The sequence below is a fragment of the Pantoea sp. paga genome, assembly GCF_007558755.1.
GTDB classification, from domain to species: domain Bacteria; phylum Pseudomonadota; class Gammaproteobacteria; order Enterobacterales; family Enterobacteriaceae; genus Pantoea; species Pantoea agglomerans.
Genome location: NZ_VLTF01000008.1, coordinates 12,773 through 25,751 on the forward strand (window position 1 = coordinate 12,773; position 12,979 = coordinate 25,751).

Below are 12,979 nucleotides of genomic sequence, written 5' to 3' on the forward strand. Positions count from 1 at the left end.
TAAGAATTACCCCGCCTCAGGTTTTATACATTTAAACGCGATTCAGCTTTTTCGAACAGACAACTAATCCACTTCAAACGATGGGAGCATACGCCTGTAGCAAAGCATCGCGTGCCATGGACAAAAACGCCGGGAGCCTTTTTGAACAACGCAAAGCGTTGGCCCGTTTACGGGCGCACCTCAGGGATGAGGTGCGTAATCGCCCGCGCTGAGCCTGCCATGGATGGCGTCTTTTGCGTCTTTGCGAAAGGCGTATGCTCCCTGAGCCTGCCCTTTATTCACTAAATCCAACCCATAAAAAAACCCGGCAGCCGCCGGGTTTTCACTGACCTTCATCCAGCCGGATTAAACGTCATACAGCGTCTGATGACGCGTCTCTTTACAGGCGAGCAATGCAATCAGCGTCAGCACGGCCATCGACGCCAGATAAAGTCCCACCGCCTGCAAACCATAATGCGCATTCAGCCAGGTCGCGATATAAGGCGCAACAGAGGCACCCAGAATCGATGAGAGGTTATAAGAGAACGATGCGCCCGTATAACGCACTTCCGTCGGAAACAGCTCCGGCAGCAGGGCGCCCATCGGACCAAAGGTCAGGCCCATAATGCTCAGACCCAGCAACAGAAACGCCATCACCAGCGCCTGCGATCCGGAACCGAGCATCGCCGGGAACAGGAACGAAAACGCGATAATCATCAGCGTAATGGTAATCATCGTCTTGCGGCGACCAAAACGGTCAGCCAGCAAACCGGCAATCGGCACCATCACTCCAAAGCCAATCACCGCCAGCATCAGCATCCACAACATACTATTACGCGGAATACCCAGACCGGCCGGTGCTGCCGTGGTGCCGTAGCTCATCGAATAGACGGTCATGATATAGAACAGTGTATAGGTCGCCAGCATGATAAAGGTGCCGAGAATGGTGGCGGTCAGATGCTTGCTCAGCAGCGCCGCAATGGGCACCCGAACCTGCTTCTTCTCTTTCTGTACTTTGGCAAACACCGGACTCTCATGCAGCGAAACGCGCACATACAGGCCAATCAGCACCAGTACGGCGGAGAGAATAAACGGCACGCGCCAGCCCCACTGCATAAACTGCTCGTCGGTCAACAGCCACGAAAGCAGCAGAAAAGTGCCGTTAGCGAAGAAAAAGCCAATCGGAGCACCCAACTGAGGGAAGGAGCCATAAAGCGCACGTTTCTTCGCCGGGGCATTTTCCGTCGCCAGCAGCGCCGCGCCACCCCATTCACCACCCAGTCCCAGTCCCTGACCAAAACGCGCCAGCGCCAGCAGCAGCGGAGCCATCACGCCGATGGTTTCATAGCCGGGCAGCAGACCAATCACCACGGTAGAGATCCCCATGGTCAGCAGCGAGGCAACCAGCGTGGCTTTGCGACCCACGCGATCGCCAAAGTGACCAAACACGGCGGAGCCAATCGGACGCGCGATAAAGGCGATAGCAAAGGTGGCCAGCGACTGTAGCGTCGCGACCGTGGCATCACCCTGCGGGAAGAAAATGTGCGGGAAAACAATCACCGCAGCAGTGGCATAAATATAAAAGTCGAAGAACTCGATGGCCGTTCCGACCAGCGAGGCAATCACCACTTTACTGCGTGAGTTAACCGGCGTGGGATCCTGCTGTTTGTCGAGCGTGTCTGTGAGGGAGGCTTGCATAACTGTTTCTTATTTGTAAATACAGACAAAGAATCTTACGCATCTGCCAGAGCGCATTCAATGAAGAAAACCCGCGCCGCGTCTGGCTTCAGCGGGCAAAAAGAGGATAATTTCTGAGGTGCGGCTAATGTCGGGTGATACCGGGGTAATCCGGACGATATCTGGCGGGATACTCTACGAAAGGGCTAAATAAAAGTGACCCCTCAGCTATTCATCCTGTTATCTGGTTAAAAAATAGCCGAGAGGTAATATTTTCCGCTGTTGTTAACGGATTACGATGATTTGTGTCGTGACGCGCTGCCCGCTTCAGGCATTTGTGGGTCGTCTTTATATTTGGCAGTGGCGATCCATGCCGCACAGAATAGCGTCAGACGGGCGAAGAAGTAGAAAAACGCCATCAGGCCGAGCACGGAACCAAAGGCCGCACCGGAAGGCGAGGTCGCCAGCTTGGGCAGCGTCAGCGTCATCACAAACTTGATCACCTCAAAACCGATTGCCGCCAGCAGAGTGCCGCGGAACAGCGCTTTCTTACGCGGCTTATGACGCGGCAGGATCCAGAAAATCCACAGGAACAGCAGATAGTTAGCCATAACGGAAATCGAGGTGGCGATAATGGTCAGGGCAGGCCGTAACCAGTCGACACCGTCCAGCCCCAGTGCGCTGACGATCATTGCCTGCGCAGAACCGGCTACCGAGGTCAGCGACAGCGTAATCACCAGCGCCAGCATCAGACCGGTCAGCGACAGGAAATCGCGGATATAGCGCTTCCAGATCTTCTCTTTGTCATCCGGTTTGCGTTCCCACACGTCGCGCGACTGGGCACGAATCGCTTCGCGCAGGTTACCCATCCAGTTAAGACCGGAGTAGAGCGCCAGCAGTAAACCGGTAATACCCACGGTGGCACGCTGCTGAATGGCGGTATTTACCGTATTCTTCAGCGTGGTGGCCAGCGTCGGGTCGCTGATGCTGCTGACGATTTTGTTGATGATATCGGTCAGCAGATCCGGGTTCGATGCCAGCACAAAACCCACGGCGGCAAACGACACCATCAGAATGGGGATCAGCGATAAAAAAGAGAAATAGGTAATGGCCGCGCCAAACTGGCTGCCTAGCCGATCATTAAAGCGGTCAAGGGCGCGAATAAAATGCGCCACTGCCGGGATCGCCTGAAACCAGGCGGCAAAACGCGACACGCGCACTATCGAATGATCAACCGTCTCGTTGCCGGTTTTAATATCGATAAGTGGTTTTTGCGGCTGCGTATCCTGCGGGTTTTCCTGCTTGTCTGTCATAGACCTTCACTGTCCTGTTTATCATTAAAATCAAAGTATAGCCGCTCAGGTGACGTACTCCTGTAACACCTGACTCAGCCACTCCATAAAAACCCGCACGCGACGCGCCACATTGCGCCGGTGCGGATAGAGCAGGTGGATCGGCATCGGTCTGGCGGGAAAGCGATGCAGCACTTCTACCAGCTCGCCTCTTTCCAGTAATGTCTGAATCCCGGCGGCAGGCACCTGAATAATGCCTAACCCCGCCAGACAGGCGGCGCGATAGGTTTCGGTGCTGTTCACGGTGACCACACCGCCGGTGTGAACATAGTGACACTGCCTGCCATCAAAATATTCAAAACCCGGTGAGGCCTGACCCAGTTGCTGGCTGTAATGCACCATCGCATGCTGCGACAGCTCTTCCAGCCGGATCGGCATGCCGAAACGCGAAAGGTAGCCAGGGCTGGCGCAGTTGATCAAGGTATGGGTACCAATTTTTCGCGCAATCAGGCCAGAATCTTTGAGTTCGCCGACGCGGATTACGCAGTCAAACCCTTCCCGGATCACATCCACCTGACGGTCGCTGCTGCTCAGCTCAATCTCTACGCCGGGGTAGTGCTGCAAAAATTCCGGCAGCCGTGGCAGGATAAAACTGGTGGCCATTGCCACAGACATATCAATCCGGAGTTTACCGCTGAGCGAGGCAGGCTCGTGCTGGAACAGGCTGTCCATATCGTCAATCATCGACAATAAATCAAGACAGCGATCGTAATAGACCAACCCGTCCTGGGTTAGTTGCACCCGGCGCGTGGTGCGATGCAGCAAACGTGTTGCCATTTGATTCTCCAGCGCCTGTATCTGCCGCGAAACGCTGCCTTTGGGGACACCTAAACTCTCTGCTGCGCGGGTAAAACTGCCCATTTCGGCCACCCGCACAAACACCTGCATTGCGTGAATTTTGTCCATGTTGTTCACCGATTGTTGTTTTTATTGAAACAGTGATGCGCATTTAACACTGTTTATAGATCAATAATTCGCGAATATCCTTAACCTGTGTTCAATTTTTCAACAGGTGTGAGAGATGAATCAGAAAGTGGCGTTAATTACCGGTGCAAACCGCGGTTTAGGCCGTAATGGTGCGTTAAAACTGGCGGCCAGGGGGACAGACATTATCCTGACTTACCGCAGCCATGCCGATGAGGCGCAGACGGTAGTGAAGGAGATTGAGGCGCTGGGACGACGTGCAGTGGCGCTGGCGCTGGACGTCGGCGAAACCGGTCAGTTCGATCGCTTTGTCGGCCAGGTGAAAGTGGCACTGCAACAGCAGTGGCAGCGTGAGCGCTTTGACTATTTAGTGAACAACGCCGGACACGGACACTACAAGCCATTTACCGACACTACCGAGGCGGAATTTGATGCGCTGGTTAATGTGCATTTCAAAGGGCCTTACTTCCTGACCCAGAAGCTGCTGCCGCTGATCAACGACGGTGGCCGCATCCTGAATATCTCCAGCGGTCTGACCCGGCTGATCTATCCTGGCTCCTCGACCTATGCGTCGATGAAAGGGGCGATGGAAGTACTGACGCGCTACCAGGCGAAGGAGCTGGGCGAACGACGCATTCGCGTCAACATCCTGGCACCTGGCGCGATAGAGACCGACTTTTGCGGTGGCCGGGTACGCGATACTCCCGAGATTAACAATCAGATTGCCGGGCTCACGGCGCTGGGCCGGGTCGGACTGCCGGATGATATCGGCGACGCCATCAGCGCGATCCTCAGTGACGAAACCGGCTGGATCACCGCTCAGCGTATTGAAGCTTCAGGCGGGCAGGGGATTTAACCGCTGGCGGCATCGCGGAAAGCACCCCGCGACGCCGCCGCCTTTTACAGCGTAATGGTGCCATCGATGACGGTTACCGTATTACCGCCAATCCAGATGGTCTCACCATTAAAGGTTACGTTCACCCGACCGGCACGCTGCAGGGCAGTACCCTGACGCACGCGATAGGAGATGGTATGGCCTGCGGCTGCAAAATACCGCGCCAGACAGGCGTTGGCGCTGCCGGTCACCGGATCTTCGGTCAGGCTGCCATTTTCCACCAGCAGGCCACGCACTTCATACTGTTCATGCTCGCCCGAGGGCAAACGGCCAAAGGGCATCACGCCCGAGACACCCGCATGTTTAATCAGACGCTGCAAATCGCTGACATTGGGCTGCAGCGCCAGCACGGCCTCGGCGCTGACCATCGGCACCAGCAGCCAGCGGATACCCATATCCACCACGGTGGGGCTTTGCGTCAGATCGAACGCATCGGTGTTTAAGGCGTTACCCATCAGCGCATCCTGCCATGGCATCAGGGTGGCAGCAGGTGCGGCAAAGGCCAGTTCGCCCGTCTCATTAATCTTCACCGTCACGTTGCCGACACCACACTCCTGAACGATTTCGCCCGGCGTACGGGTTGGCCAGCCCGCCTCCAGCAGCGCGTGTGCGGTGCCCAGCGTTGGGTGACCGGCAAACGGCAGTTCGCCTTCAACGGTAAAAATACGCACCCGGTAGTCCGCCTCTTCATGTTGTGGCGGCAGCACAAAGGTGGTTTCCGACAGGTTAGTCCAGCGGGCAATCGACGCCAGCTGGCTGTCGCTTAACCCCTGAGCATCCATAATCACCGCCAGCGGATTGCCATTAAAGGCTGCTGAGGTAAACACATCGACTTGCTTAAACGCGACCTTCATGGTGACTCCTTGCGATTGGGTTCAGTGCGGCCTTTTCTCTGCCGGATGATTGCTTATAACAGCTAACAGCGTTATCAATAAGTTAAAGAGTTTACCGGAGACTGTGAATGCTAACGATCCTGGGACGCGCCTCCTCAATCAACGTGCGCAAAGTATTATGGCTGTGTGACGAGCTTGACCTTGATTACCAGCGCGAAGAGTGGGGCGATGGATTCCGCTCAACGCACCTGCCCGAATTCATGGCACTCAACCCCAATGCGATGGTGCCGGTACTGAAAGATGATGACTTTGTGATGTGGGAATCCAACGCCATCCTGCGCTATCTGGCGAACGCCTATGGTGGCGAGTGGCTCTATCCTCATCATCCGCAAACGCGTGCGCCTGTCGATCAGTGGATGGACTGGCAGTCCACCGAACTCAACACTTCATGGCGCTACGCATTTATGTCGCTGGTGCGAAATTCACCGGCTCATCAGGATCCACGTCTGCTGGCCGCGGCCAGCAAAGGCTGGGCACATACCATGAGCATTCTCAATCAGCAGCTGGAAAAAACCGGTCGTTACGTTGCCGGGCGTAATTTCACGCTGGCAGACATTCCGATTGGCCTGGCGGTGAACCGCTGGTTTGAAACCCCGCTCGAACACCCTGATTATCCGGCGGTACGCACCTATTACGAACGCCTGACTGAACGCCGCGGCTATACCGTCTGGGGCCGCAACGGCACACCCTGAGTCTCGCCGCATGCGACTCCCGCCAGTTCACAGGCGATTTCGCCCGCGCGTCTGATTGCCCAGCTGTAGCGCGCATCAAACGGATAGCAGCAGGAGAGGCGCAGTGCATGGTTGTAGCGCTCGCTCAGCGAATAGAGCGCGCCGGGCGTGACGCAAATCTGCTCCTGCAGCAGCCGATCAAACATCTCGGTGGTATTTACGCCGCCCGGTAACTCGACCCAGAAGACGAAGCCACCGCGCGGCAGCGTCGCGCGGGTGCCCTCCGGGAAGTAGCGGGCGATCAGTCCCCGCGCCTCATCCAGATTGGCCGCGTAGCGACGACGCAGCGTGCGCAGATGGTGGTCATAACCGCCGGAAGCAAGAAACTCCGCCAGCGTTTCAGAGAGCAGGGCGGATTCTGCCATCGACGACACCGCTTTCAGTCGGGCAATCGCATCATGAAAACGGCCAGCGGCGGTCCAGCCAATACGGAAATCGGGCGCCACAGTTTTGGTGAAGCTGGTGCAGTAGATCACCCAGCCGTCGCGATCAAAGGCTTTTACCGCGGGCGAGAGCGGCCAGTCGAACTGCAACTCGTCATACAGCCCATCTTCTATCAGCGGAACGTGGTAAGTATTCACTAACTTCGCCAGCCGCTTCTTGTTCTCCAGCGACATGCCGCAGCCCAGCGGGTTTTGCGCGCTCGGCATCGCAATCAGCGCCTTAATTCGCTGCTCCTGAAGCAGCATCTCCAGCGCATCCAGCGACAGCCCATGCTGCGGATCGGTGGGGATTTCCAGCGCCTTAAGGCCCAGTGAAGCCAGCAGCGGGAAGAGGAAAAAGTAGGTTGGCGACTCCAGCCCCACGCAGTCGCCGGGCTGCGTAACCGCCCGCAGCGCCAGCTGAAGCGCTTCCATACAGCCGTGGGTCAGGGTGATCTCATCGGCAGTGAGCGTCTGTCCGGCGTGCAGCGCCCGTCGCGCAATCTCCTCCCGTAAGCGCTCACTACCGGGCGGAAGCGCATAGCGCCCAATCATGTTCGGATGACGGCGCAGCAGTGAGGCGGTAATCCGGGCAATACGCGCCGCAGGAAACAGCTCACTATCCTGGGGGCAGGCCAGGGAAATATTGATGTAGTCGGGATGGTTCTGCGCCGCAAACACCTTATCGATCAGGTCGAGCTTGCCGCTGCTGGGGTCGCGTACCCGGGTTTTATGCTGACCATGACGGGTCACGGCGGGCAACACGCCGCGCACGTAATAGCCCGACTGGGGACGCGCCTCAATCAACCCGCGATCTTCCAGCAACTGCCAGGCATTCAGTACCGTATTGACACTGACCTGATGTGACTGGGCGACGCGGCGGATCGCCGGCAGACGTTTGCCGGGTTTCAGCGTGCCCTGATGGATAGCCTCAGCGAAGCTGTCTGCCAGCTGCTGATAGAGCGGCTGATCGGAAGTGGGAGCAAGGGACACAGTAGCCTCCGGATTGGATGGGTACAATTGCTATTAACGGGAACTGTAACCATAACAATAGTGATTTTGTGTCACTGTTACCATCCCTTTTCCCGCCGTAGCATAGAACTCTGTCTGTTTTCAGGAGAGTCACCATGCTCGATCCCTCTTTCTTCAGTTACGTTACCGTCATGTCGATTACGCCAGGCCCGAACAATCTGCTGCTGGCGACCTCAGGCGTCAATTTCGGCATGCGCCGCACGCTGCCGATGGTGTTTGGCATACTGGTAGGTTGTGCGCTGCAAACGGTGATCGCCGGCGTCGCACTGGAGGTCTTACTGCACTGGATGGCGGCGATTCGCCTGCCGCTGACGCTGGCAGGCTGTGCCTATCTGTTGTGGCTGTCATGGAAGATTTTCCGTGCGGCAGCACCTGAAGTGCGCAGCAAGCCGCAGCCCATGACGCTGCTGGGCGGTGCCTGTTTCCAGGCGATCAATCCCAAAGCCTGGCTGATGGCGACCAATGTGGCGCTGTTGTACAGCGCCAGCAGCGGCGTGCTGACGGTGATGATCGGCTTTATGCTGCTGAACCTGCCCTGCATTCTGATCTGGGCTGCGCTGGGCGATCGCCTGCGCAGCCATCTGCAGATTGCCTGGAAGCGTCAGTTATTTAACAGCCTGATGGCGCTGTCGCTGGTGGCGACTACCATCTGGATGCTGACCGACGCCTTGCTGGCCGCTTAATCGGGTGCACCAGGTGCTGTGGCCGACGGCCATTTCCAGTTCTGCACCTCCGGCACATCTTCACCGTGTTCACGCACATAGCGATGATGCTCAGCGATGCGCTCCTGCAGATCGTCCAGCAGCTCAGGATGCGCATCGGCCAGGCCAGGCACGCGCAGAATCGCCTCCTGCGCCAGATGATAGCGGTCAAGCTCGTTCAGCACCGTCATATCAAATGGCGTGGTGGTGGTTCCCTCTTCATTAAAGCCGCGCACATGGAAGTTGCGGTGGTTAGTTCGCGAATAGGTCAGGCGATGTATCAGCGTCGGATAGCCGTGGAAGGCGAAGATCACCGGTTTATCCGGGGTAAACAGCGCGTCGAATTCCGCATCAGATTTGCCATGCGGATGCTGATCCTGCGGCTGCAGCGCCAGAAGATCGACCACGTTCACCACGCGGATACGCAGTTCGGGCAGCATACCGCGCAGCAGATCCACCGCCGCCATCGTCTCCATGGTCGGCACATCACCGGCACAGGCCATCACCACATCCGGCTCCTCATGCTCTGGCGTGGTGCCCGCCCAGCGCCACTCGCCCATGCCCGCTTCACAATGGGTTACCGCACTCGCCATGTCCAGCCACTGCGGCGCAGGCTGCTTGCCCGCCACAATCACATTGATGCGGTCCCAGGTGCGCAGGCAGTGATCGCCAACCCACAGCAGCGTATTGGCATCGGGCGGCAGATAGATGCGCACAATGTCCGCTTTTTTATTGGCAACGTGATCGATAAAGCCCGGATCCTGATGGCTGTAGCCATTGTGATCCTGTCGCCAGACGTGTGAAGAGAGCAGATAGTTCAGCGACGAGATCGGCTTACGCCAGCCCAGTTTACGCGAGACTTTCAGCCACTTGGCGTGCTGGTTAAACATCGAATCGACGATGTGAATAAAAGCTTCATAACAGTTAAACAGCCCGTGGCGGCCGGTCAGCAGATAGCCCTCAAGCCAGCCCTGACACTGATGCTCACTGAGAATTTCCATCACCCGGCCATCACGCGCCAGCTGTTCATCGTAAGGCTCTGTTCGTTCCAGCCAGGTACGGCTGGTCACGTCGAAGACCGGCGTCAGGCGGTTAGAGGCGGTTTCATCCGGGCCAAACAGGCGGAAATTATCGCGGTTGCGCTGGAACAGCACGCTGAGATAACGGCCCAGATGCTCAGTGGCCTGCGCCATCTGTGCGCCTGGCTCGCTGACATCGCAGGCAAACTCCGCGAGTTCAGGCGCATCCAGCTCACGGCGCAACAGGCCGCCATTGGCATAAGGGGAAGACCCCATGCGTTTATCACCTTCCGGTGCCAGCGCCTGCAGTTCCGGCTTTAAGCGACCCTGTTCATCAAACAGGTCGTCTGGCTGATAACTCCGCATCCACGTCTCAAGGATCTGGCGATGACCTTCATCTTCACGACAGGCCGCGACGGGAACCTGATGCGCCCGCCAGAAATCCTCCACTTTCTTGCCGTCGACCGTTTTGGGGCCGGTCCAGCCTTTGGGGCTGCGCAGGATAATCATTGGCCAGCGCGGCACCCCGGTGGTGGCTTTGCCCTGACGCGCCTCGCGCTGATAAGCAGCGATTTTACTGAAAGCACTATCCAGCGCCTCCGCCATCAGCGGATGCATTTTTTCAGGCTCATGCCCGCAGACGAACAGCGGCTCGTAGCCGTAGCCACTGAACAACTGGTGCAAATCTTCATCGCTGCTGCGACCCAGCAGCGTCGGGTTGGCGATTTTGTAGCCATTGAGATGCAGAATCGGCAGGACCGCGCCGTCACGTTCAGGATTCAGGAACTTAATGCCGTGCCAGCTGGAAGCCAGCGGGCCGGTCTCCGCTTCGCCGTCGCCAATCACGCAGGGTACAACCAGTTCGGGATGATCGAAGGCCGCGCCAAACGCATGGGAGAGCGAATAGCCCAACTCACCGCCTTCATTAATCGAGCCAGGCGTTTCCGGTGCCGCGTGACTGGGAATGCCCCCCGGAAAGGAGAACTGTTTGAACAGACGCTGCATGCCTGCCGCATCCTGAGTGATGTGCGGATAAATCTCGCTGTAGCTGCCCTCAAGCCAGGTATTCGCCACCATACCGGGGCCGCCATGTCCTGGTCCGCAGATGTAGATCATATCCAGGTTTTGCTTCCGGATAACACGGTTGAGGTGGGCATAGATAAAATTCAGGCCTGGCGTGGTGCCCCAGTGACCCAGCAGACGCGGTTTAATGTGTTCCGGCCTGAGTGGCTCACGCAACAGCGGGTTATCCATCAGGTAAATTTGTCCGACGGAGAGGTAGTTTGCTGCCCGCCAGTAGCGGTCGAGCAGCGTGAATTCCGGTGAAGCAGGGGAGTAAGACATGCAGTTTCCTCCTGATCGTGCAGCTAAAAGATGCCTTAACCCTAATAGAGAATGCCCGGATCGACCAGGTAACCGGCCAATAAAAAAGGCCCCGCAGTGCGGAGCCTTTTTATCAATGGCGCTGAATTATTTGCCGACGACGAACGCGGTTTCCCGTCCTTCATCGTTTGCCGCCATCGGAGTGACTGGCGAATAGTCGAGCTGCAGAATCCGGCTGGTTTCGGCTAACACTTTCTCTGTCAGCGCCAAGTCGCCGTTCAGCTTACGTCCCCAGGATGGGATCACCGCACGGATTTTGTTCTGCCATTCCGGCGAAGCCATCTGCTCAGGACAGACCTTGTGCAGCAGCTCCAGCATGATCGGTGCCGCCGTAGAGGCGCCAGGCGATGCACCCAGCAGTGCTGAAATCGAGCCATCCTGTGAGGCGACCACTTCGGTGCCCAGGCGTAACACGGCGCCCTCTTTCTCATCTTTTTTGATGATCTGCACACGTTGACCGGCAGTCACTAAGCGCCAGTCCTCCTGCTTCGCCTGCGGCACATAGGCGCGCAGGGCGTCCATCCGGTCGCGATCGCTTTGCAGCACCTGATCCATCAGGTATTTCACCAGATCAAAACTTTTCAGTCCCACTTTCACCATCGGCAGCATATTGCTGCTGTTCAGTGAGGTGAACATATCCATCAGCGAACCCTGCTTCAGGAACTTAGTCGAGAAGGTGGCGAACGGACCAAACAGCAGCACCTGCTTGCCATCCAGCACGCGGGTGTCGACGTGCGGCACGGACATCGGCGGCGCACCGACGCTGGCTTTGCCATAGACCTTGGCCATGTGCTGCGCGACGACCTGCGGATTTTCCGTTACCAGGAATGAACCGCCCACCGGGAAACCAGCGTAACCGTTGGCTTCCGGAATGCCAGCCTTCTGCAACAGCGGTAACGCTGCGCCGCCAGCACCGATAAATATTCTACCCGCCGTCAGTGTGCGACGCGTGCCGCTGTTCAGACACTGCAGCGTCACCTGCCAGCGACCGTCGGCGAGCTGCTTCAGCTCACGCACTTCCTGACGCAGACGCAGCTGGAAATTCGCTTTCTTCTCTAACGAGGCGATCAGCTGACGGGTGATTTCACCGAAGTTCACGTCGGTGCCCATCTCCGTCCAGGTCGCGGCCACTTTCTGGCTGCGGTCACGGCCATTCATCACCAGCGGGATCCAGCGGGCAATCTGCTGCGGATCTTCGGAGTAGGCCATGCCACGGAACAGGGTGCTTTTCTGCAGCGCCTTAAAGCGCTTGCGCAGGAAGTCGACATTGTCGTCACCCCAGACAAAGCTCATGTGCGGCGTGCTGTGAATAAAGCTTTTAGGGTTGCGCAGGTTGCCTTTCTGGACCTGATAAGCCCAGAACTGGCGGGAAATCTGGAACGATTCGTTGATCGTTACCGCTTTAGTGATGTCGATGCTGCCATCCGCCTGCTGAGGCGTATAGTTCAGCTCCGCCAGCGCCGCATGACCGGTGCCCGCGTTATTCCAGCCGTTGGACGACTCTTCGGCCACGCTATCCAGCCGCTCCACCATTTCGATGGACCAGTCTGGCTCTAAATCCTGCAGCCACGCGCCGAGGGTAGCGCTCATCACACCTGCGCCAATCAGCAGCACGTCAACGTCTTTGCGCTCCTGCGCGGTAGTAGTGGTGTCCTTTGCCATGGCACTCATCGCGAGCGCAAGGTTTACAGCTGAATTGCACATGAGGCGACATCTCCTCTTCTGTTGACCTGAAGCCCAACAGTTTCGCAGGCGAAATAGTCACGCTTCTTACGAGCGCGTTGCGCTATTTCTCAAAGGTTAAGTCTCAGGTATAGGGTTAAAGCGGTAATAACGCGTTAACTGCACGTTATGCTTTGTCATCCGAATATAACATTCTCGCATCTTAATTAAACATTTGTTTATTTTTTAAATGCAGAAATGATTCAGCATAAGAATTAATCATCAGGGCTGGCAGCGTATTAGGAGTTT

General features: G+C 57.0%; 10 protein-coding genes. 3 read left to right on the forward strand and 7 right to left on the reverse strand.

Going from position 1 to position 12,979, the window contains the following annotated elements; genetic code table 11:
* Positions 1–345: 345 nt before the first annotated feature.
* From FOV68_RS18380 to FOV68_RS18390, 3 genes are all read right to left on the reverse strand, one after another.
* Complete coding sequence (locus FOV68_RS18380) at positions 346–1,677, reverse strand: MFS transporter (protein ID WP_083070528.1); 1,332 nt, start codon at positions 1,675–1,677, stop codon at positions 346–348.
* A gap of 272 nt (positions 1,678–1,949) precedes the next feature.
* Positions 1,950–2,969 carry an inner membrane protein YhjD gene (gene yhjD / locus FOV68_RS18385; protein ID WP_064704076.1) on the reverse strand — a complete coding sequence of 340 codons (1,020 nt, stop codon included), beginning with the start codon at positions 2,967–2,969 and terminating at the stop codon, positions 1,950–1,952.
* A gap of 45 nt (positions 2,970–3,014) precedes the next feature.
* Entirely contained in the window at positions 3,015–3,914 is a 900-nt protein-coding gene (locus FOV68_RS18390) for a LysR family transcriptional regulator (RefSeq protein WP_010253546.1), read from the reverse strand.
* Positions 3,915–4,029: 115 nt separating this feature from the next.
* On the opposite strand from FOV68_RS18390, the gene FOV68_RS18395 reads away from it, so the two are divergent.
* Positions 4,030–4,788 carry an SDR family NAD(P)-dependent oxidoreductase gene (locus tag FOV68_RS18395; RefSeq protein WP_143991319.1) on the forward strand — a complete coding sequence of 253 codons (759 nt, stop codon included), beginning with the start codon at positions 4,030–4,032 and terminating at the stop codon, positions 4,786–4,788.
* A 44-nt stretch (positions 4,789–4,832) separates the two neighbouring features.
* Here the strand turns inward: FOV68_RS18395 and FOV68_RS18400 are convergent, their stop codons facing one another.
* Positions 4,833–5,681, reverse strand: coding sequence for a PhzF family phenazine biosynthesis protein (locus FOV68_RS18400; RefSeq protein WP_143991320.1), 849 nt, complete (start codon positions 5,679–5,681; stop codon positions 4,833–4,835).
* 107 nt (positions 5,682–5,788) lie between these two features.
* Here FOV68_RS18400 and FOV68_RS18405 point away from each other — a divergent pair, with 107 nt between their 5' ends.
* Complete coding sequence (locus tag FOV68_RS18405) at positions 5,789–6,412, forward strand: glutathione S-transferase family protein (RefSeq protein ID WP_064704078.1); 624 nt, start codon at positions 5,789–5,791, stop codon at positions 6,410–6,412.
* Here FOV68_RS18405 and FOV68_RS18410 read toward each other — a convergent pair.
* Entirely contained in the window at positions 6,379–7,866 is a 1,488-nt protein-coding gene (locus FOV68_RS18410; RefSeq protein ID WP_039389689.1) for a PLP-dependent aminotransferase family protein, read from the reverse strand. The two genes, FOV68_RS18405 and FOV68_RS18410, sit on opposite strands and share 34 nt — an antisense overlap.
* A 134-nt stretch (positions 7,867–8,000) precedes the next feature.
* On the opposite strand from FOV68_RS18410, the gene FOV68_RS18415 reads away from it, so the two are divergent.
* Positions 8,001–8,588 carry a LysE family translocator gene (locus tag FOV68_RS18415; RefSeq protein WP_031593770.1) on the forward strand — a complete coding sequence of 196 codons (588 nt, stop codon included), beginning with the start codon at positions 8,001–8,003 and terminating at the stop codon, positions 8,586–8,588.
* Here FOV68_RS18415 and FOV68_RS18420 read toward each other — a convergent pair.
* Both FOV68_RS18420 and mqo read right to left on the reverse strand, forming a co-directional pair.
* Positions 8,585–10,969 (reverse strand): phosphoketolase, encoded by a 2,385-nt coding sequence (locus FOV68_RS18420; protein WP_137230668.1) that lies wholly within the window; start codon positions 10,967–10,969, stop codon positions 8,585–8,587. The two genes, FOV68_RS18415 and FOV68_RS18420, sit on opposite strands and share 4 nt — an antisense overlap.
* A 126-nt stretch (positions 10,970–11,095) precedes the next feature.
* Complete coding sequence (gene mqo, locus FOV68_RS18425; protein ID WP_143991321.1) at positions 11,096–12,712, reverse strand: malate dehydrogenase (quinone); 1,617 nt, start codon at positions 12,710–12,712, stop codon at positions 11,096–11,098.
* Positions 12,713–12,979 lie beyond the last annotated feature (267 nt).